The 21,763-nt window shown below is 48.7% G+C and carries 19 protein-coding genes; 11 read left to right on the top strand and 8 right to left on the bottom strand.

Annotated features, from left to right (window positions below; genetic code table 11):
- The first annotated feature begins 50 nt into the window (after window positions 1–50).
- Window positions 51–584 carry a hypothetical protein gene (locus D9742_RS03675; protein ID WP_130236021.1) on the top strand — a complete coding sequence of 178 codons (534 nt, stop codon included), beginning with the start codon at window positions 51–53 and terminating at the stop codon, window positions 582–584.
- Window positions 585–625: 41 nt separating this feature from the next.
- On the opposite strand, the gene mutS is transcribed toward D9742_RS03675, so the two are convergent.
- On the bottom strand, window positions 626–3,193 hold the full coding sequence (mutS, locus tag D9742_RS03680) for a DNA mismatch repair protein MutS (protein ID WP_130236119.1): 2,568 nt from the start codon (window positions 3,191–3,193) through the stop codon (window positions 626–628).
- Between the two features lie 1,039 nt (window positions 3,194–4,232).
- Here mutS and D9742_RS03690 point away from each other — a divergent pair.
- The 4 genes from D9742_RS03690 (at window position 4,233) to D9742_RS03705 (ending at window position 7,411) form a co-directional block, all read left to right on the top strand.
- Window positions 4,233–4,532: a hypothetical protein gene (locus D9742_RS03690; protein WP_130236022.1), complete on the top strand. Its 300-nt coding sequence runs from the start codon at window positions 4,233–4,235 to the stop codon at window positions 4,530–4,532.
- A 75-nt stretch (window positions 4,533–4,607) separates the two neighbouring features.
- Window positions 4,608–5,591 (top strand): hypothetical protein, encoded by a 984-nt coding sequence (locus tag D9742_RS03695; RefSeq protein WP_130236023.1) that lies wholly within the window; start codon window positions 4,608–4,610, stop codon window positions 5,589–5,591.
- 5 nt (window positions 5,592–5,596) lie between these two features.
- Window positions 5,597–6,502 carry a DMT family transporter gene (locus tag D9742_RS03700; protein ID WP_130236120.1) on the top strand — a complete coding sequence of 302 codons (906 nt, stop codon included), beginning with the start codon at window positions 5,597–5,599 and terminating at the stop codon, window positions 6,500–6,502.
- A 12-nt stretch (window positions 6,503–6,514) separates the two neighbouring features.
- The gene (locus D9742_RS03705; RefSeq protein ID WP_130236024.1) at window positions 6,515–7,411 is read left to right on the top strand and encodes a hypothetical protein; all 897 of its coding nucleotides are present in this window, start codon (window positions 6,515–6,517) and stop codon (window positions 7,409–7,411) included.
- Window positions 7,412–7,498: 87 nt separating this feature from the next.
- On the opposite strand, the gene D9742_RS03710 is transcribed toward D9742_RS03705, so the two are convergent.
- Complete coding sequence (locus tag D9742_RS03710; protein WP_165382751.1) at window positions 7,499–8,365, bottom strand: LysR family transcriptional regulator; 867 nt, start codon at window positions 8,363–8,365, stop codon at window positions 7,499–7,501.
- A gap of 1,353 nt (window positions 8,366–9,718) precedes the next feature.
- Between D9742_RS03710 and D9742_RS03715 the strand changes: the two genes are divergently transcribed.
- Window positions 9,719–10,072 (top strand): nitrous oxide-stimulated promoter family protein, encoded by a 354-nt coding sequence (locus D9742_RS03715; RefSeq protein ID WP_130236026.1) that lies wholly within the window; start codon window positions 9,719–9,721, stop codon window positions 10,070–10,072.
- 38 nt (window positions 10,073–10,110) lie between these two features.
- Here D9742_RS03715 and flhA read toward each other — a convergent pair whose 3' ends face one another.
- From flhA to hypA, 6 genes are all read right to left on the bottom strand, one after another.
- The gene (flhA, locus tag D9742_RS03720) at window positions 10,111–12,189 is read right to left on the bottom strand and encodes a formate hydrogenlyase transcriptional activator FlhA (protein ID WP_130236027.1); all 2,079 of its coding nucleotides are present in this window, start codon (window positions 12,187–12,189) and stop codon (window positions 10,111–10,113) included.
- A gap of 71 nt (window positions 12,190–12,260) precedes the next feature.
- Entirely contained in the window at window positions 12,261–13,271 is a 1,011-nt protein-coding gene (gene hypE, locus D9742_RS03725; RefSeq protein WP_130236028.1) for a hydrogenase maturation carbamoyl dehydratase HypE, read from the bottom strand.
- Complete coding sequence (gene hypD / locus D9742_RS03730; RefSeq protein WP_130236029.1) at window positions 13,268–14,389, bottom strand: hydrogenase formation protein HypD; 1,122 nt, start codon at window positions 14,387–14,389, stop codon at window positions 13,268–13,270. The genes hypE and hypD overlap by 4 nt, the downstream gene beginning before the upstream one ends.
- Window positions 14,389–14,661, bottom strand: coding sequence for a hydrogenase 3 maturation protein HypC (hypC, locus tag D9742_RS03735; RefSeq protein ID WP_000334881.1), 273 nt, complete (start codon window positions 14,659–14,661; stop codon window positions 14,389–14,391). The genes hypD and hypC overlap by 1 nt, the downstream gene beginning before the upstream one ends.
- The gene (hypB, locus tag D9742_RS03740) at window positions 14,652–15,524 is read right to left on the bottom strand and encodes a hydrogenase nickel incorporation protein HypB (RefSeq protein ID WP_130236030.1); all 873 of its coding nucleotides are present in this window, start codon (window positions 15,522–15,524) and stop codon (window positions 14,652–14,654) included. Before hypB ends, hypC begins: the two co-directional genes overlap by 10 nt.
- Before the next feature lie 3 nt (window positions 15,525–15,527).
- Window positions 15,528–15,878, bottom strand: coding sequence for a hydrogenase maturation nickel metallochaperone HypA (gene hypA / locus D9742_RS03745; RefSeq protein WP_130236031.1), 351 nt, complete (start codon window positions 15,876–15,878; stop codon window positions 15,528–15,530).
- Between the two features lie 211 nt (window positions 15,879–16,089).
- On the opposite strand from hypA, the gene hycA reads away from it, so the two are divergent.
- The 5 genes from hycA to hycE all read left to right on the top strand — a co-directional run bounded on the left by hycA (window position 16,090) and on the right by hycE (window position 21,763).
- On the top strand, window positions 16,090–16,551 hold the full coding sequence (hycA, locus tag D9742_RS03750) for a formate hydrogenlyase regulator HycA (protein ID WP_130236032.1): 462 nt from the start codon (window positions 16,090–16,092) through the stop codon (window positions 16,549–16,551).
- A gap of 124 nt (window positions 16,552–16,675) precedes the next feature.
- Window positions 16,676–17,287 carry a formate hydrogenlyase subunit HycB gene (gene hycB, locus D9742_RS03755; RefSeq protein WP_059268566.1) on the top strand — a complete coding sequence of 204 codons (612 nt, stop codon included), beginning with the start codon at window positions 16,676–16,678 and terminating at the stop codon, window positions 17,285–17,287.
- Window positions 17,284–19,110 (top strand): formate hydrogenlyase subunit 3, encoded by a 1,827-nt coding sequence (gene hycC, locus D9742_RS03760; protein ID WP_130236033.1) that lies wholly within the window; start codon window positions 17,284–17,286, stop codon window positions 19,108–19,110. Before hycB ends, hycC begins: the two co-directional genes overlap by 4 nt.
- Window positions 19,111–19,112: 2 nt before the next feature.
- On the top strand, window positions 19,113–20,036 hold the full coding sequence (gene hycD / locus D9742_RS03765) for a formate hydrogenlyase subunit HycD (protein WP_130236034.1): 924 nt from the start codon (window positions 19,113–19,115) through the stop codon (window positions 20,034–20,036).
- 17 nt (window positions 20,037–20,053) lie between these two features.
- Window positions 20,054–21,763, top strand: coding sequence for a formate hydrogenlyase subunit HycE (gene hycE, locus D9742_RS03770; RefSeq protein ID WP_001288134.1), 1,710 nt, complete (start codon window positions 20,054–20,056; stop codon window positions 21,761–21,763).

A 21,763-nucleotide genomic window follows, 5' to 3' on the forward strand; every position in this document is an offset into this window, starting at 1 on the left:
CCAGAGTATTGAAGTCTTTGGAGTAATAAATCACAAAAGGATGTTTTAAGATGCTGAGATATTTATATGCTTTCGTGTTAGTTTTCTGTTTTTTCACCTCTAATGTACAAGCTGCTTCTATAGAAGAAATAAATCGTTTAGAAAAACTTATAACCGAAGGTGATGTAATTGAGTGTACAGCGAATTTCAGTCAGACGGAGAATAACGAAACATACCAACTTAACCTTTTGGGAATAATGAAAGTTACTTACTCTGGGGAAAGTGAAAAACGCTACCACTCGACACAATATTATCGTTTAAACGGCTCCAAAATTCCCTTTATTCGTTATGAGATGGATATCATCACTACTCATGAAAAATCAAAGTTAAAAGAAGAGATTGTGCCTGACAGCGTACAGGTATTTTATCCTTCAGCACCAGAGCAAGAAGCGATATTAGCAGAAGCTGTACGGAAAATCGCACCAATGTCTATTGATCATGACGATATCACATTTACGACATTTCCTGATTACCAGGTGAAAGTGAAATCCCCCTCTATGCCAGAAGCGATGACTCAGTCTTGCCGGGTGCAAACGAAAAAGTAGTGAATAAACCCGACGGCATTGTGCCGTCGGGCATGTCAGGTTTACACCAGACTCTTCAAGCGATAAATCCACTCCAGCGCCTGACGTGGAGTCAGTGAATCCGGGTCGAGATTTTCCAGTGCCTCGACCGCTGGCGAGGTTTCTTCCGGTACTGACAGCAAAGACATTTGCGTACCATCCACTTGTGTAGCGGCGGCGTTCGGCGAAATGCTTTCCAGCTCACGCAGTTTTTGCCGCGCGCGTTTGATCACATCTTTCGGCACGCCTGCCAGCGCAGCGACTGCCAGGCCGTAGCTTTTGCTCGCCGCGCCGTCCTGCACGCTGTGCATAAAGGCGATCGTGTCGCCGTGTTCCAGCGCATCGAGATGCACGTTGGCTACGCCTTCCATTTTCTCAGGTAACTGGGTCAGCTCGAAGTAGTGGGTGGCAAACAGTGTCAATGCTTTGATTTTATTTGCCAGATTTTCCGCACATGCCCATGCCAGCGACAGACCGTCGTACGTGGATGTACCACGTCCGATTTCATCCATCAGCACCAGACTGTGTTCGGTCGCGTTATGTAGAATATTGGCGGTTTCGGTCATCTCCACCATAAAGGTTGAACGCCCGGAAGCCAGATCATCCGCCGCGCCGACGCGAGTGAAGATACGGTCAATCGGGCCAATTTCCACGCTTTGTGCCGGTACGTAACTGCCGATATACGCCATTAGCGCAATCAGTGCAGTTTGGCGCATATAGGTACTTTTACCGCCCATATTCGGGCCAGTAATGATCAACATGCGACGCTGCGGCGACAGATTCAGCGGGTTGGCGATAAACGGTTCATTCAGTACCTGTTCTACCACCGGATGGCGGCCTTCGGTAATGCGAATACCAGGTTTATCAATAAAAGTCGGGCAGGTGTAGTTCAGGGTATAGGCCCGTTCTGCCAGATTAACCAGTACGTCGAGTTCTGCCAGCGCGCTCGCGCTCTGCTGCAACGCTTCCAGATGCGGCAACAGCAGGTCGAACAGCTCTTCATAAAGCTGTTTTTCCAGCGCCAGTGCTTTGCCTTTTGAGGTGAGAACTTTATCTTCGTACTCTTTTAGCTCTGGAATAATGTAGCGCTCGGCGTTTTTCAGCGTCTGGCGACGCATATAGTTGATTGGTGCGAGATGGCTTTGTCCACGGCTAATCTGAATGTAATAGCCGTGCACCGCGTTAAAGCCAACTTTCAACGTGTCCAGACCGGTACGTTCGCGCTCGCGGATTTCCAGACGCTCCAGATAATCGGTCGCGCCGTCAGCCAGCGCGCGCCACTCATCCAGTTCCTCGTTATAGCCCGGTGCGATAACACCACCGTCGCGTACCAGCACCGGCGGCGTGTCGATGATTGCGCGCTCCAGCAGATCGCGCAGTTCGGCAAACTCGCCCATTTTTTCACGCAGTGCCTGTACCGGTGCACTATCGACAGTTTCTAACTGCGCGCGCAGTTCCGGCAGTTGCTGGAAGGCGTGGCGCATACGAGCAAGATCGCGCGGGCGAGCAGTACGCAACGCCAGACGCGCCAGAATACGTTCCAGATCGCCCACCTGACGCAGCACAGGCTGTAACTCAGCGGTGAAATCCTGCAATGCGCCAATAGTTTGCTGGCGCTGAAGCAACACACGGGTGTCGCGCACAGGCATATGCAGCCAGCGTTTCAGCATACGGCTACCCATCGGCGTGACGGTGCAGTCGAGCACGGAAGCCAGCGTATTTTCCGCGCCGCCCGCCAGATTCTGGGTAATTTCCAGATTACGACGCGTCGCGGCATCCATAATGATGCTGTCCTGCTCACGTTCCATCGTGATAGAACGGATATGCGGCAGGGTGGTGCGTTGGGTATCTTTTGCATACTGCAACAGGCAACCGGCAGCACAAAGCCCGCGTGGCGCGTTCTCGACGCCGAAACCAATCAGATCACGAGTGCCAAATTGCAGGTTTAACTGCTGACGCGCGGTATCAATTTCAAACTCCCACAGCGGACGGCGGCGCAGGCCGCGACGACCTTCAATCAGCGACATCTCGGCGAAATCTTCCGCATACAGCAGCTCTGCCGGGTTGGTGCGTTGCAGTTCTGCCGCCATCGTTTCGCGGTCAGCCGGTTCGCTCAGACGAAAACGCCCAGAGCTGATATCCAGCGTTGCATAGCCAAAACCTTTGCTGTCCTGCCAGATAGCCGCCAGTAGGTTATCCTGGCGTTCTTGCAACAAGGCTTCATCGCTGATAGTCCCCGGTGTGACGATACGTACAACCTTGCGCTCAACCGGCCCTTTGCTGGTCGCCGGGTCGCCAATTTGTTCGCATATAGCGACGGACTCGCCCTGATTCACCAGCTTAGCGAGATAGTTTTCTACCGCATGGTAGGGGATACCCGCCATCGGGATCGGTTCACCCGCAGATGCGCCGCGTTTGGTCAGCGAAATATCCAGCAGCTGCGACGCCCGTTTAGCGTCGTCATAAAACAGTTCGTAAAAGTCACCCATCCGGTAGAACAGCAGGATCTCCGGATGCTGGGCTTTCAGCTTGAGATACTGCTGCATCATTGGGGTATGGTCTGAGAGATCCTTGTCGATAGACTCTTTCATATTGATTCTACTCATTTTTTAAGTCTTGAGATTCCGCATATAGCCTCATGCAAAACCGCGTTAAACCCATATAAATCGATAAATTTGTATGCCAGAAGTATACCGGTATGTATCGGGTACATACTCTGACTTGCTGGTATACATTTATAAAAATGACACTTCTCAGTCGATTATAATCAATAAGTTATCTATCGACGTGAAACCAGAACTCGACCAGCAAGGGGGCGTTGTCTACTTACCCAATCCTGAACGAAAGCCGTATCTTATCACTGACAACCACAGAGATTCACCCGTGGTTTTGGTGTCAAAATCAGTGCCACCAAAGGAATCTATATAGGCGTATCATCAACAGACAAGCGGCCCACGACAAGGCACTGAAACAGGTTATCAGATCAATGGTTGGTTATGTCTCAGATTTTGCCAGCATTGTTCAGGCACGCGAGACTGCTCGCAAATTCGTTGAAACGATGAAGTTGACTAGGTAGTTCGAGTGCAGTGAAGCAAGAAAAAGAGGTTTTTTGTACAAAATAGAAGTTATCTTATGAGCAGCTCTAAACTAGCAAAGCTCATTGCATTGAATGCAATAATAAAGTCAAAAAAAGTATGACAGAAAGTTAAACCTTAGAGTGAAAGAGCCGGCTGGCGCGAGGAGTTTGTTTCAAGAGTGATAACAGCTGCAATACATGTGATTGAGATTGAAGCGGGAAATACCCAGCAATAACGATGTCAACTGGCTTAGCTATATCCTGTTCTTTATTCTGATGACACATAAAAAATTCAGAGGCCGTTCACAGCTCTAAGAAAGTAATGGACTTGGTTGGCAACAGAAGAAAATAAAAAACAGTCATTTTAATATTGATGAATGTTTAATATCTATGTGCTTTACTAAATATACACCTTATTATAGATTTTTCAAGATGGTTGCTATTGATAATATTAATATGGGTATCAATATAATTTAATATCGCTTTACTCATATATTCAATATATTTGTTGAAAGGATATAGAATTATACAACGAACAATAACGGAGTATGTCGATGACAAGTAAAGATATCACCACGGAAATAGAAGAAATTGAAATGTTAAATTCAGAAATGTTTCTATGCGGATTGGAAAAAAACATCAATTCTGAAAATAGTAATTCTCCTGTTTCCGATTATACTAGTGTCTTGAAATATCTGCGTAAAGAAGTTCAGAAGGTCACAACGCAACGAGAGGAAATAGAATTTGCCATGCTTTTTAAAGAAAAGTTGGCAGAATTTGCTGTGCGCTATAATTTACCAGAAGATCATTTTTCAATTGATATCGGTGGCGCACCATTTTTAGTTAAAGAATAAGGAGGGGAACATCTCATTTCAACTACTCATTTTGAGAATGGTGCATATTTCAGCCATCCACATGCTGACCATCAGATGGACTTAAGGGCTGATCAGCTTCCTAAAATAAAAATAGGTCAATACGTTCGTTTTGGCCGAAACGCATCGGTCAATGCTGGCGGCGATATCACTATTGGTATCGGTGTGTGGCTGTCACCGGGAAGCCAACTTCTTCGTCAGAATCATGATCCCTACGGTCGCCCATCTGTAGGGGCCAGAACTGTGGCAATGACAACGCTACCTGCTATAACCCTCTCTGATTATGCATGGGTCGGGAGAGAGGCTATGGTTGGATGGGCTGCAGACTATATTGGGAAAGCAAGCATTATTGCAACGAGAACGTTTGTAAATACATGGGTAGGGGATTATTCAATTGTAGGAGATCGAGGAAAGGTTTTACAATATATGCCATTTAAAGCCTATTTACTTGAGCATAAAAAATTATCATTCAAAGAAATGTTGATGATTGATGACTGGGTTTCTGTCGATGAAGAGTGGTTATGTTATTATAGGAATAAAGTTGAAGGTAACATTATAAACAACATCTTACATGAACAAATACAATTAAATAAAAATGATAGCGTTTTAATCATTAATCCACCAAATGCTAATGGTCTTGCTGATTTTACTAAACAGAAGTTGGATATAATCTCAACGGAACGAAGAGTTTGTGCTTCTGTATTACAATGGTGTTTAGATAATAATTGCTATAATGTTCGATTCAGAGGGGATTTTAATTTATCTTCATTACCATTTTTAACAGGAGGTAGTGCGCATTATCGTAGGAAAATAGGATATTCTCTTGTGTTGTGCCACCTTTCAGCTAAAGAAATTAATGATAAGTTAATGAATGAGATCATGCGAGTAGCCGCTCCTGGTGCTAAAATAATTTTGCAATTAGAAGCATATAAATTAATGTGGAGATCATGGTCTCGTGAATCATTATATAGTGAGATGGTTTTTGATCGTGATATTTCCTATGGGGAAAAATCATATGTTATAATAGAGAAAAAAAGATGAAATCTATGCCTTATGTAATGTTATCTCTGGCGGCTATATTCTGGGGTGGTAACTATGTTGTTGGTAAGATTATGGTGGTCAATATGGACCCTATTCTGTTATCAGAATTTAGATGGCTACTTACCAGTATAATCCTTGTTATATTTAATTTTTTGGCAATTAAAGAAAATATTAATTTAATAATTCGCAATAAAAAAAGCATTATATTATTAGCCATATTGGGACAAGTTATGTTTCCTGTGGCATTATATATTGGCTTACAATACACAACATCGTTAAATGCCGCTATATACTTATCGTCCACGCCTGGGCTAGTTCTTGCATTTAACTGGATGTTTTTTAGGGATTATATATCAAAATCAAATATTGTTGGTGTTATAATTAGTACATTGGGTGTTGCCTGGTTAGTTACAAAAGGCGATATAACTAATCTACAATTTTTGGAAAAAATTAATCGTGGTGACTATTGGACAATGATTTCCGCAGTTAGTTGGGCGATCTATTGTTCTTTCCTTAGAAAGAAACCGAAAGAAATATCTGGAAACGTATTTGTAACTGCATGTGCAATCGTTGGTGCAATTATATTAATACCATTTAGCTTGATTAATATAATTTACAATGGAGCATCATTAACATTCGCTCCTGATTTTTCTAATGTTCTTGGTATGGCATATCTTGTCATTTTTCCATCCTGGCTATCATATCTGTTTTGGAGTAAAGGTATTTCAATCATTGGTGCAACCAGAGGAGAGATTTTTACACATTTGATCCCATTATCTGCAGGTGTATTAAGTGTTATATTTCTCCAAGTGAAATTAGCACAATATCATGTGGTAAGTATTTTTGCTATATGCATAGGCGTTTTCCTTTGCTCTCGCCACGGAAAGAAGCCACTGAGTAAAATTTCATAAATGGGGATCTATATGAAATCACTTATTGATTGCACAATTAATGGGAATAGATTTGTTATCCTTCAAAAAGAATACTTTGATAAGAAGGATGTATATTTAATAAAAAACATATCAAGCTATGGACTTCTTCGTAAAAGCATTGAGCACAATATGTCTATACCATCTATAGTGGATAAATTACCTAATGTAAGACGGATACAGCAAGAAGATATAAAAAATAATATATATAATGTCCCTGTTAAGCCCGTCGATGACAGAAACGTTTTTGTCAGTTCTTTTGGGCGGACCCATGATATGATAAATGGATTGCCTGCCAGGAATCGAGAACTGGATTGGTTCTTTAAAGGAAATGGCTCTACGTTACGAACTACTGGTGAACGCATAACTCTTCCTATGCAGTCATTCTCAGGAGGAATTGAGGTCGAGTATGTATTAGTTATTATAATAACTAATAATGGAAGGCCAAAGATTGTTGGGTATACGATAGCTAATGATTTCTCGGATGTTGGAATGAGAAAAAAATATCCTAACTTAGCTAATCTATCTAAGTTGATGACCACAGGTATTGGGCATAAGTTAATATTAACTGATAAAATACCAGCGTATTCAAAGGTGGTTTGCAAGGTAGTGCGTGAGGGGTTAAATATATGGCAGAAAGAAAGTGCGCTTGGGTTCGAAAATATGAGTTTTCCCCAAAATAAACTAATGGATATCTTATTTAATAATGATTTGTTAAAGTCTCCTCCTTATTCTGTTCATTATTTATTATTAGGCGCGTCAATTAGCACCGATAAAGCGGGATTTGAGTTGCGTCATGGAGATAATATCATAATTGAATCTATAGAGGATGATCTTCTTCTGAATAATCCTTACGAAGAAGAGGCTGTTATATATTCATGTTGTTTGTAAGTATATTAGATAGGGGAGTTATTATGTGGCGGTGATGATTAGCGCCACATATAATCATTTAATTATTGATAATGATTTTATTTAAACTCATTTTATCTCTTTGAAATAATCTTTGATGATACCAACCAATGATAGAACGAAATGATGTTGTGAGTCTTTCGCATAAGATAAAACTGTATTAAATGGTGTAAACGTACCTGAAATATTGTGAATTTTTACAGTGCCTTTATATATCGTTGATGTGGCTAAAATCTTGGGGACCATTGAAATTCCTTTGTTTTTAGCTACGCCTCTAAAAAGAACAGAATAGGAACCACATTCTATAATTTTTTTGGGATGAAACCCAGCGGTAGAAAATAGGCTGTTAAGATTTCTGGACGATGCACTCCTTTTGCTACTCACCAGGAAAACACTATCTTTGAGCTCAGATAAATGTAATATTTCTCCTCTGTCCCGAGAAGAAATGATGACCATGTCGTCGGAAAATAGGTGAAAGTGACAGTTATTTTCTGCAACGATACCTGCGCCAGTAATAACAATATCCAGATCTCTGTTTTGTAGTTTTTCTGCCAATTCTAGAGAATTTCCTAGTGTTATATCAATATCTATTTTTTTATCATTGGCTCTATCGATAATAGTATGTAAATGTTCAGTTGGCAGGCTGGAAATACAGCCTAACCTAATTTCACGATAAGTATTATCTGTATGTAATTTACTTTCAATTTCATCAATCAGTGACAGAATTTTTTGAGCATAATCGTATAATAACCGCCCTTGTAACGTAGGGAATACACCATCACTTCGACGCTCCAGAAGTGAGACTCCAACCTTGCTTTCTAATTGTTTCAGGCGTAATGAAATACTGGATTGAGTTCTGTATAAGAAACGTGCAGCCTGGGTTACGCTACCGGTATCGACTGTTGCCATAAAAGCCTTTAATTCAGAAATTTCCATATTTAGTCTCTCAAAATAAATATACATCCGGTGCAGCTGGATTTTTTATATGCGCCTTGAGGCTTTGTTGGTAGTCGCTGCCTCACAGATGCATCGCGATCTGGCATTTACTTCTATGAATTACTTGGCCTGTAAATGAGATCGAGAGTTGTTCACTTATTTTATCCTCTTCTTTTTGGTGCTTAATGTACTCCTTTTAATCATTCAGTTAATGATGCTCGCCTCGGCAAAGTTCAGCAGTGCTGTTCTTACCTCTGGCTTTGGTATAAATGCGATATAGTTATTTTCACGAATTGTTCAGTCAGCCATTGTTTGCGGGCTTCTGGTCGCCGTTGTATAGGGATTCGGATTTAGTTCTCTGTGCATTTCCACATGTATGAGCATTATACGCTGAACGGTTCTCTGTTAACCACTGCGCCGTTGTGTCTGGCTGATGAAGTGTTTTCCATCGCTATCAGTATCATATTTTACAAGGTTGAAACATCGTAACCTCCGCTACCTGCGGCCCAATATATGGTTTCCCCATTTCGGCAGAGCAGCGCGAACTTCACACCCACTTTTTCACTGTTGTAGCAATGGAACCCGGAGTCATCTGAACACCAGTGCATATCGCCTTCTAAGGGTATGTGCTCGTTATTATGTAGCCACAGTAGATTATGCTCGCCCATTATACTTTCAAAGCCATTTGGCATTTGTTGAATTCACTACAGCATAAAGCTGACTGTTGACAATACTCAGAATACCTGATGTGAGAAAATTATCTGAGTATTCAGGCAGAAGAGGTTAAGTTGTTCTCTAAAAACATAAGAGCAAAAATAATGGCAATTCCAACAGTCGGAGAATCCATGAATAATCCTTATTTCAATAAAAAATTAATTTGTCTGATAAAATGTCGTGGTGTTTTTTTATTTAATTGACTATATTTCAATGGATGAATTTTGGATATAATAATGCATCAATAAAGTAGAACTGTTTATGAATTAAATATTCGATAAGTTAAACTTCATATTGAATGAATTTGATTTGCATTTAGTTGAAAATAATATTTCAGATATCAGATGGTTGTGCTGGACGTTAATATTAAAAATTAAAGTTATTAACTTTACTTTTTAATGAAGACGTTAAACATTATAGATGATATAACCCAAAGCAAAATTTGTGTGCTGGAGGAGGGGTTTTGATTGCATGACTTTGATATACAGATTTTAATGACAAAAAAGAATATAGCTTTTGCATGATGACTATGAAACAAGCTCGCAAATTGCCTCAGCTGGAGCCCCTCCTCCTTCAGAGCCATAGTCCCCATTAAAATAAAGTTGTAATATAAATGCACCTTAAGAGTATGGAGGCATCATGTCCGGCAAGCGTATCTCTCGTGAAAAACTGACGATTAAAAAAATGATCGATCTTTATCAAGCGAAATGCCCGCAGGCGTCAGCGGAGCCGGAGCATTACGATGCGTTGTTTACTTACGCGCAAAAGCGGTTGGATAAATGTGTGTTTGGCGAAGAGAAACCGGCGTGTAAGCAGTGTCCGGTGCACTGTTACCAGCCAGCAAAGCGTGAGGAGATGAAGCAGATTATGCGTTGGGCGGGGCCGAGAATGCTGTGGCGTCATCCGATCTTAACCGTGCGTCATCTGATTGATGATAAACGTCCAGTGCCAGAACTGCCGGAAAAATATCGCCCGAAGAAGCCACGTGAATAACATGCCGGACAGGCAGATCTGTCCGGCACTTCATGCTGTTAAACCAATGCCGCTTTATCAATCCCCAGCCGTTTCATCCGTGACAGCAGGGTGGTGCGTTTTAACCCCAGACGTTGTGCAGCGCCTTTTGGCCCGGCAACCACGCCATTAGTCTCTTTTAATACGCGGACAATCAGTTGATATTCATCTTCGCCTTCCTGGGCGACGACCGTCGCGGTCGGCGGTGTTTCAGGTTCTGACAGGGGGATATCGGGTAAAGAGAGTTGTAGGACGTTACCGCGTGTCAGCAACACCGCACGCTCAATGACGTTTTCCAGTTCGCGCACGTTACCTGGCCATTCCATATTGCTCAATGCGCGCAGAGTCTCGGCTGGAATGCTGTCAATGTTACGACCCAGGCGGCGGGCAATTTTGAAAGTAAAAGCTTTAGCCAGCAGCGGAATATCTTCCGGGCGCTCGCGCAGCGGCGGCAGATGAATCGGGAAGACATTCAGACGGTAATAGAGATCGCTTCGAAACTCGCGGTCAGCGACCATTTTTTTCAGATCGCGATTGGTCGCGGCAATTAAACGTACGTCAGTCTGAATGATTTTGTTGCTGCCGAGGCGTTCGAATTCCTGTTCTTGCAAGACACGCAGCAACTTAGGCTGTAACTCCAGCGGCATATCGCCCACTTCATCAAGGAACAGCGAGCTTTTATCAGCCAGTTCAAAACGACCAATACGCTGGGCGCTGGCACCAGTAAAAGCCCCTCGTTCGTGACCAAACAGGTCGCTTTCCAGCAGTCCCGCAGGCATGGCGGCGCAGTTCATCTTCACCATTCGCCGACCATTGCGGTTGCTAAGATTGTGGATCGCGCGGGCAATCAGTTCCTTACCCGTTCCCGTTTCACCGAGAATGAGTACGGTACTGTCGCTTTGCGCTACCATCTCAACCTGCTTGAGCACGCTATACATGGCTTCGCTGCGACCAATAATCTCGCCAAATTCGCTATCCACATTATTGAGCTGTTCAGTCAGAGCAAGGTTTTCATCAACCAGACGCTCTTTCAGACGATGGATTTCCTGATAGGCGAGGGCGTTATCCACGGCAATCGCCACACGTTCAGCAATCTGGCGCAGCAAACTCAGGTTAGTGGTGGTAAAGGTTTTCTCTTCGCACTGCGCCAGTTTCAGCACGCCCAGCATGGTGTTGCCAGACATCAACGGTAGCAGGCACAGCGTCTGGATCTGGTTGCCCCAGGTGTCGAACAACATGCGTTCGTAGGGGGCTAAATCGTCTCGTTCGTGGAGATTAAGCAGCAGCATCTCTTTGCTTTTAAATACGCGCTCGGTGAGGGTTCCTGCCTCATCAACTTCACTCTGCTCGTGAGTGGGATGCTGCTTATCGAGATAGTGAGTGGAGTAAACATTGAGTTTGTTTTTGCGGTGGCTGCGTAAAACGATGCTGATATCGTCGATATCGAAGTAGTAGTGGATTTCTTTAGCCACTTCGCTGACCAGGTCGTCCATGTCCAGACGAGAAAGTACCGCGTTGGTGATGGCAACCAGGATGCGGAAGTTATCCCGTTCCCGGCATAGCAGTTCGTAGTCGACATTGTTGATGACGCGGCTCTGAATTTGCTCGCTGACAACAGAAACAATCTGCGTAAATGTTTGCAGTCGATTGAACTCTTTTTCGCTCCACGGGCGATCGTCATAACGAATAAATTCACAGCCGCCAAAAATATGTCCTTCCGCTGCCTGCGGCATCAGGCAATAGTGACCAAATTTGGGGTATAGCCCACTCGCGGCCAGTTGCGGCCAGGTGTCACAAAACTCTTCGTAGCTGCAGTGCAGTGTGTCAGGGCGCGATAAAATGCTGCGCACTGGACCATGTGCCAGAATGGTTTCGTCTTCGTATTTAATGGGATTGTCTTTGTCACGCGACGCGTAATAAGACGCACGTTGAGTCTGCGCTTGCCACAACACAATAGCCGCGTTGTCGGCGAGCGCAGAACGCTTTACCAGTTGCGAAAGAGCCTCACACAGCGAGGCCATATCGGGCTGCTGCAATAGTGTCCGAGTGATGTCGAACAACCCTTGTTGTCCGAGATCACTCATCGGTGTATACGACATGTTGTTCTTCCAGGAAAGCACCGCTAAGCGGTGCAAAAGGTAAATGACAAATTCCAGGGGCTAGATTTTTATTAGCATATACGAGGTAGCGGTTCGGCGTGTGGTAGATCGAGAGTTCGTTTCACGCCATAAAGTCCAGCGAGACGAACACCTTTACGCTCAACCACTTCGCCAATCAATGCTGCATCTTGCCCCAGTGGGTGGGAACGCAGCGCCGCCAGCACTTGCTCTGCCGCGTTACGCTCTACGGCAATCACCAGCTTACCTTCGTTGGCAAAGTTGAGGGCGTCCAGTCCCAGCAATTCGCAAACGCCACGCACGGCAGGTTTAACCGGCAGTGCTGCTTCTGAAAGTTCAATACCGCAACCGCAGGCTGCCGCGAACTCATGAACTACCGCGTTCACTCCACCACGGGTAGCATCGCGCAGCGCTTTCACGCCGGGAATGTCGCGCAATGTCTGAATCAGCGGCGTCAGTACCGCGCAATCGCTGACCAGCTCGCCGTCCAGCCCCAGCTGCTCGCGCAGGTTAAGGATAGTTGCACCGTGGTCGCCGAGCGTACCGCTAACCAGCAGAACATCGCCTGCGGTGAGAGTTTGTGCTCCCCAGTGAATATTCGCTGGGATCGAGCCCATGCCGGCAGTATTGATAAACAGTTTATCCGCCGCCCCACGCTGTACCACTTTCGTGTCGCCAGTGACGATGGCGATTCCTGCCGCGCGGGCGGTTTCTGCCATGCTGGTTACTACCGCTTTCAGCGTCTCCATCGGTAATCCTTCTTCAAGGATAAATCCACAGGAGAGATAACGTGGGGTAGCGCCGCTGACCGCAACGTCATTGGCCGTGCCGCAAATCGCCAGCTTGCCGATATTACCGCCAGGGAAGAACAGCGGGTCGATGACGTAACTGTCAGTGGAGAACGCCAGACGGTCGCCTTCCGCCATCAGTTGCGCCAGGTCAAGACGAGCCTGATCTTCCTGTTCTGCCAGCCACGGATTAGCAAACGCCTCCATAAACAGGCTGTTGATTAATTGCTGCATCGCCTGGCCGCCGCTGCCGTGGGCGAGTTGGATATTATTCACGCTTCACTCTCCTGCTGACGATACTGATACCATGCGGCACATGCCCCTTCGGAGGAAACCATAAGTGCGCCGAACGCGGTTTGAGGATTACAGGTGTTACCAAACAGCGGGCATTGATGCGGCTTACATTTGCCGGTCAATACTTCACCACAACGTGCGCGTGGGTCATCGCAAACCTGCTGCGGTGCCGGGCGGAAATGTGCTTCGGCATCGAATCGTTGATAATCCGGCGTCAGGTGCACGCCAGAAGATTCGATCACCCCAAGGCCGCGCCATTCGCTATCGCCATTGACGCAGAAGACGTCAGCAATCGCCTGTTGTGCCAGCAAATTACCTGCATCTGGCACCACTCGTCGGTACTGATTCTCTACTTTGCTGTGGTCCGCTATTTTCTGCTCCACCAGCATCACCACGCCTTGCAGTAGATCAAGTGGTTCGAATCCAGCTACCACCAGAGGACGATGAAAATCGCTGGCGATAAAATTATAGGCATCGGTGCCAATCACCATACTGACGTGACCCGGCGCGAGAAACGCGTCGATGCCGTTATCGGGTTGTTCCAGCAAACTGCGCAACGTAGGGATCAGCGTAATATGCTGACAGAAAAAGTAAAAATTCTGCACATCGCGGGCTTTTGCCTGTTGCAGAGTGATGGCGGTGGTCGGCATGGTGGTTTCAAACCCTAAGCCAAAGAACACCACTTTACGAGTTGGGTTATCCTGCGCCAGTTTCAACGCATCCATTGGCGAGTAGACGATGCGCACATCGGCGCCACGTGCTTTTGCCTGCAACAACGACCCCTGTTTCCCCGGTACGCGCATGGCGTCGCCAAAGGTACAGAAGATGACGTCCGGATGGCTGGCAATTTCCACGCAGGTGTCGATTCTGCCCATTGGCAGAACGCACACCGGGCAACCAGGGCCGTGGATAAACTCAACGTTTTCCGGCAGTAACTGGTCGAGACCGAATTTAAAGATGGCGTGGGTATGACCGCCGCACACTTCCATAATCCGCAGAGGGCGGTCGGCAGTGTATGAAAGATGTGAAGCACGTTCGCGCAGATGCTCAATTAACTGCATCACTTGTTCCGGCGCGCGATATTCATCAACAAAACGCATTATTTTTCCTCGCCATACAACAGCGCGCCGACATCCGGCTCAACGTCAAACATATTTTGTAAGGCGTCGAGAGTGTCGCGCGCTTCGGCTTCATTAATTACGCTCATGGCAAAGCCAACGTGGACCAGTACCCACTGGCCTACGCGCGGCTGACCGTTTTCATCGCAACTGCCGACTAGCGTTAAATCGACATCGCGCTGAATGCCGCAGACGTCGACTTTCGCCTGGTTGCCGTCAATGGTGCGAATCTGGCCAGGAACGCCTATGCACATCGCTGTGCCTCCAGCCAGTTCAGCCACAGGTCCATCCCTTCGCCGCTGGTGGCGGAAATGAGGATGATTTCAATTTCTGGGTTCACTTCGCGGGCACAGGCGATGCACTTCTCAACGTCAAAGTTGAGATACGGCAGTAAATCAACTTTGTTGAGCAGCATCAGCGAGGCGGCGGCAAACATATGCGGATATTTCAGCGGTTTGTCTTCACCTTCGGTAACGGAAAGCACCGCCACTTTGTGTTTTTCACCGAGATCGAAGCTGGCCGGGCATACCAGGTTGCCAACGTTTTCGATAAACAGAATACCGTTATCGTCCAGTGGCAGGCGCGGTGCGGCGTCGGCGATCATCTGGGCATCGAGATGGCAGCCTTTACCGGTATTCACCTGAATCGCTGGTGTGCCGGTAGCGCGAATGCGGGCGGCATCGTTCACGGTTTGCTGGTCGCCTTCAATCACCGCACACGGAACGCTATCTTTCAGGCGCATTAAGGTTTCCGTCAAAAGCGTAGTTTTACCGGAACCAGGGCTGGAAACCAGGTTGAGTACCAACTGATTGCGGGCAGCAAAGCGCGCGCGGTTGCGTTCAGCCAGACGATTGTTTTTGTCCAGCACGTCAATTTCGACTTCCAGCATCCGACGCTGGCTCATACCCGGCGCATGAGTGCCAGCTTCACCGTGACCATAATGCAGGTCGCCTTCTTCGGTCTGGCTGGGGGTAAATTCAGGCGCTTTAATGCCGGTGATTTTCATCTTCGGCCGTGCCGCCGGGGCAAAAGGTGCGCTACGAAACGCGGAATGAGGGTTATGTTCATCACCCTCGATATACAGGTTGCCTTCACCGCAACCGCATGTTGTACACATCGCTCACTCCTGGTCTATTTCTATTCGCCGAATCTGTAAACCGTCGTCTGCCACAATCTGTAGCATGTCACCATGACACTGCGGACAGCGGCGGACGCGCTGGCTCAGTAGCGTCACATACTGCTGGCATGTTTCACACCAGCATTCGGCCTCTTGTTCTTCGAGGTGCAGTTTACAACCTTCTGCCACGCTGCCGCGGCAAACCAGATCAAAACAAAAGGCAAGAGAGCTGGTTTCGACACAAGAAAATGCGCCAATTTTGAGCCAGACCCCAGTTACGCGTTTTGCGCCGTGCTGTATGGCCTGCTGTTCGATCAATTCCAGTGCCCGCTGGCAGAGGGTTATTTCGTGCATATCGCCTCCCATTAACTGTTGCCCGTGACAAGCAATAATTATGCCAGTGTTGATTATCTCTGATGTGAACAATGTCGATGATGTCGAAATGACACGTCGTCATGGCGTCGAAAGTCGGCTGACTTATAAAAAATATATAAATAACAATGAGATAAAAATTGGCACAAAAAATGCTTAAGGCTGGCATCTCTGTTAAACGGGTAACCTGACAATGACTATTTGGGAAATAAGCGAGAAAGCCGATTACATCGCACAGCGGCATCGTCGCCTACAGGACCAGTGGCATATCTACTGCAATTCGCTGGTTCAGGGGATCACGTTATCAAAAGCGCGCCTGCACCACGCCATGAGCTGCGCGCCAGATAAAGAACTCTGTTTCGTACTTTTTGAACATTTTCGTATTTACGTCACCCTGGCGGATGGTTTTAACAGCCACACCATCGAGTACTACGTCGAAACGAAAGACGGTGAAGATAAACAGCGGATAGCACAGGCTCAGTTAAGCATTGACGGCATGATTGATGGCAAGGTCAACATCCGTAATCGAGAACAGGTTCTGGAACACTATCTCGAAAAAATCGCTGGTGTTTACGACAGCTTATACACCGCCATTGAGAACAATACGCCGGTGAATTTAAGCCAACTGGTAAAGGGGCAAAGCTCAGCAGCATGAGCTGAGGCTTTGCCTGGTTTGCAGGCGTCATGCCTGTTTGGGGATGGGCGTGTCGATGAGTGTCGAAAATGACATTTCATCGGCATGTTTTCGTCAAAAATGACAATCACCTGAGGAATGCCCGGTGAATCGTTTTGTAATTGCTGACTCCACGCTCTGTATCGGCTGCCACACCTGTGAGGCTGCCTGTTCAGAGACGCATCGCCAGCACGGCCTTCAGTCTATGCCGCGCCTGAGAGTGATGCTTAATGATAAAGAATCTGCGCCGCAGCTCTGTCACCACTGTGAAGATGCACCTTGTGCGGTAGTCTGCCCGGTTAACGCTATCACTCGTGTTGATGGCGCAGTCCAGCTGAATGAAAGCCTGTGCGTAAGCTGCAAACTGTGCGGCATCGCCTGTCCATTCGGCGCAATCGAATTTTCCGGCAGCCGTCCGCTGGATATTCCTGCAAATGCCAATACCCCGAAAGCGCCACCGGCACCGCCTGCTCCGGCGCGTGTCAGCACGCTGCTTGACTGGGTGCCGGGTATTCGCGCTATCGCTGTCAAATGTGACCTTTGTAGCTTTGATGAACAAGGTCCGGCCTGCGTGCGGATGTGCCCAACCAAAGCCCTGCATCTGGTGGATAACACCGATATCGCCCGCGTCAGCAAGCGTAAGCGTGAGCTGACCTTTAACACGGACTTTGGCGATCTCACCTTGTTTCAGCAGGCTCAAAGTGGAGAGGCTAAATGAGCGCAATTTCACTGATCAATAGTGGCGTGGCGTGGTTTGCCGCCGCCGCTGTTCTGGCATTTCTCTTTTCATTTCATAAGGCGCTAAGTGGCTGGATTGCCGGAATTGGCGGCGCAGTTGGTAGCGTGTACACGGCAGCGGCGGGGTTCTCCGTGCTGACTGGTGCAGTCGGCGTGAGCGGCGCGCTTTCGCTGGTGAGTTTCGATATTCAAATCTCCCCGCTTAACGCGATTTGGCTGATTACCCTCGGCCTTTGCGGTCTGTTTGTCAGCCTCTACAACATTGACTGGCATCGACATGCGCAGGTGAAGTGCAACGGTTTGCAGATCAATATGTTGATGGCTGCTGCCGTCTGTGCCGTCATCGCCAGCAACCTCGGTATGTTCGTGGTAATGGCAGAAATCATGGCCCTGTGTGCGGTGTTCCTCACCAGCAACAGTAAAGAGGGCAAACTGTGGTTTGCGCTGGGGCGTCTTGGCACTCTGCTGCTGGCGATTGCCTGCTGGCTGGTCTGGCAGCGTTACGGCACGCTGGATCTGCGCCTGCTGGATATGCGCGTGCAGCAACTGCCGCTCGGTTCCGATATCTGGCTGCTCGGCGTGATTGGTTTTGGCCTGTTGGCTGGGATTATCCCGCTGCACGGCTGGGTGCCGCAGGCACATGCTAACGCCTCTGCGCCAGCTGCGGCGTTGTTTTCCACTGTAGTGATGAAAATTGGTCTGCTGGGCATTTTAACCCTGTCACTGCTGGGCGGTAATGCACCGCTGTGGTGGGGAATTGCGCTGCTGGTGCTCGGCATGATTACCGCGTTCGTCGGCGGTCTGTATGCGCTGATGGAGCACAACATCCAGCGCCTGCTGGCTTACCACACCCTGGAGAATATCGGCATCATCCTGCTGGGGCTGGGGGCTGGCGTAACGGGTATCGCACTCGAACAACCGGCGCTGATTGCCCTTGGCCTGGTCGGTGGTCTGTACCATCTGCTTAACCATAGCCTGTTCAAAAGCGTACTGTTCCTCGGGGCGGGGAGCGTCTGGTTCCGTACCGGTCATCGCGATATCGAAAAACTCGGTGGTATTGGCAAGAAAATGCCGGTTATCTCCATCGCTATGTTGGTCGGGCTGATGGCAATGGCTGCGCTGCCGCCGCTGAACGGTTTTGCCGGGGAATGGGTTATCTATCAATCCTTCTTCAAACTGAGCAATAGTGGCGCGTTTGTTGCCCGTCTGCTGGGGCCGCTGCTCGCTGTGGGTCTGGCAATTACCGGTGCGCTGGCGGTGATGTGTATGGCGAAAGTCTATGGCGTCACTTTCCTTGGCGCGCCGCGTACCAAAGAAGCCGAAAACGCCACCTGTGCGCCGCTCCTGATGAGCGTATGCGTAGTGGCACTGGCGATTTGCTGCGTAATTGGCGGTGTTGCTGCGCCGTGGCTATTGCCGATGCTCTCTGCTGCTGTACCTCTGCCGCTGGAGCCTGCTAACACCACCGTTTCTCAACCAATGATCACACTGCTGCTGATTGCCTGCCCGCTACTGCCATTCATCATCATGGCGATTTGCAAAGGCGACCGTCTGCCGTCACGTTCCCGTGGCGCGGCCTGGGTGTGCGGCTACGACCATGAAAAATCAATGGTGATTACCGCTCACGGTTTTGCCATACCGGTTAAACAGGCGTTTGCGCCAGTGCTGAAACTGCGTAAATGGCTGAATCCGGTGTCGCTGGTGCCGGGCTGGCAGTGCGAAGGCAGTGCGTTGCTGTTCCGCCGGATGGCGCTGGTTGAACTGGCGGTGCTGGTGGTGATTATTGTTTCACGAGGAGCCTGAGAATGAGTGTTTTATATCCGTTAATTCAGGCGCTGGTGTTATTTGCCGTTGCGCCGCTGCTCTCCGGTATTACCCGCGTGGCGCGCGCCCGCTTGCATAACCGTCGCGGGCCGGGCGTGTTGCAGGAGTATCGCGACATTATCAAACTGCTGGGCCGCCAGAGCGTTGGCCCGGATGCCTCCGGCTGGGTGTTCCGCCTGACGCCGTATGTGATGGTGGGCGTCATGCTGACTATCGCTACTGCGCTGCCGGTGGTGACCGTTGATTCTCCGCTGCCGCAGCTGGGTGATTTGATCACCTTACTGTATCTCTTTGCCATCGCGCGTTTTTTCTTTGCCATTTCTGGTCTGGATACCGGTAGCCCGTTTACCGCTATCGGCGCGAGCCGTGAAGCGATGCTGGGTGTGCTGGTCGAGCCGATGTTGTTGCTTGGTCTGTGGGTTGCCGCGCAGGTTGCCGGTTCCACCAACATCAGCAACATCACCGACACCGTTTATCACTGGCCGCTGAGCCAGAGCATCCCGCTGGTGCTGGCGCTTTGTGCCTGTGCGTTCGCCACTTTTATCGAAATGGGCAAACTGCCGTTCGACCTGGCGGAAGCCGAGCAGGAGTTGCAGGAAGGTCCGCTCTCTGAGTATAGCGGCAGCGGCTTTGGCGTCATGAAATGGGGTATCAGCCTGAAACAACTGGTGGTGTTGCAGATGTTCGTCGGGGTGTTTATTCCGTGGGGACAAATGGAAACCTTCACCGCTGGTGGACTGCTGCTGGCGCTGGTGATTGCCATCGTCAAACTGGTGGTCGGCGTCCTGGTTATCGCGCTATTCGAAAACAGCATGGCCCGTCTGCGTCTTGATATTACTCCACGCATTACCTGGGCTGGGTTTGGCTTTGCATTTTTAGCGTTCGTCTCCTTGCTGGCGGCGTGATTAAAGAGAGTTTGAGCATGTCTGAAGAAAAATTAGGTCAACATTATCTCGCCGCGCTGAATGAGGCATTTCCGGGCGTCGTGCTGGACCACGCCTGGCAGACCAAAGATCAGCTGACTGTCACCGTGAAGGTGAACTATCTGCCGGAAGTGGTGGAGTTTCTCTACTACAAGCAGGGCGGCTGGCTGTCGGTGCTGTTTGGTAACGACGAACGCAAACTGAATGGTCATTACGCCGTTTATTACGTGCTGTCGATGGAGAAGGGGACTAAGTGCTGGGTAACGGTTCGCGTCGAAGTTGATGCCAACAAACCGGAGTATCCGTCCGTGACGCCGCGCGTTCCGGCGGCGGTGTGGGGCGAGCGCGAAGTGCGCGATATGTACGGTTTGATTCCGGTTGGTCTGCCGGATGAACGCCGTCTGGTGCTGCCGGATGACTGGCCGGATGAACTTTATCCGCTGCGTAAAGACAGCATGGATTATCGTCAGCGTCCGGCACCGACCACCGATGCTGAAACCTACGAGTTCATCAACGAACTGGGCGACAAGAAAAACAACGTCGTGCCGATTGGTCCGCTGCACGTTACTTCTGACGAACCGGGCCACTTCCGTCTGTTCGTCGATGGCGAAAACATTATCGACGCCGACTACCGCCTGTTCTATGTCCATCGCGGCATGGAAAAACTGGCGGAAACCCGCATGGGTTATAACGAAGTGACCTTCCTCTCTGACCGTGTGTGCGGGATCTGCGGCTTTGCTCACAGCACCGCCTACACCACGTCGGTGGAAAACGCGATGGGTATTCAGGTGCCAGAACGTGCGCAGATGATCCGCGCCATTCTGCTGGAGGTGGAACGCCTGCACTCGCATCTGCTCAACCTCGGCCTCGCCTGCCACTTTACCGGCTTCGACTCCGGCTTTATGCAGTTCTTCCGCGTGCGTGAAACCTCCATGAAAATGGCAGAGATCCTTACCGGTGCGCGTAAAACCTACGGCCTGAACCTGATCGGCGGGATTCGTCGCGATCTGCTGAAAGACGACATGATCCAGACCCGCCAGCTGGCACAACAGATGCGTCGTGAAGTGCAGGAGCTGGTGGATGTGCTGCTGAGCACACCGAACATGGAACAGCGCACTGTCGGCATTGGTCGTCTGGACCCGGAAATCGCCCGCGATTTCAGTAACGTTGGCCCGATGGTCCGCGCCAGCGGTCACGCCCGCGATACCCGCGCCGATCACCCATTTGTCGGCTATGGCCTGCTGCCAATGGAAGTCCACAGCGAGCAGGGCTGCGACGTTATTTCCCGTCTGAAAGTGCGTATCAACGAAGTCTATACCGCGCTGAACATGATCGACTACGGTCTGGATAACCTGCCGGGTGGCCCACTGATGGTGGAAGGCTTTACCTACATTCCGCACCGCTTTGCGCTGGGCTTTGCCGAAGCGCCGCGCGGCGACGATATCCACTGGAGCATGACCGGCGACAACCAGAAGCTGTACCGCTGGCGCTGCCGTGCCGCGACTTACGCGAACTGGCCGACCCTGCGCTACATGCTGCGTGGCAATACCGTTTCCGATGCGCCGCTGATTATCGGTAGCCTCGACCCTTGCTACTCCTGTACCGACCGCATGACCGTGGTCGATGTGCGTAAGAAGAAGAGCAAAGTGGTGCCGTACAAAGAACTCGAGCGCTACAGCATTGAGCGTAAAAACTCGCCGCTGAAATAA

It is taken from the genome of Escherichia sp. E1V33 (assembly GCF_004211955.1).
GTDB lineage: Bacteria > Pseudomonadota > Gammaproteobacteria > Enterobacterales > Enterobacteriaceae > Escherichia.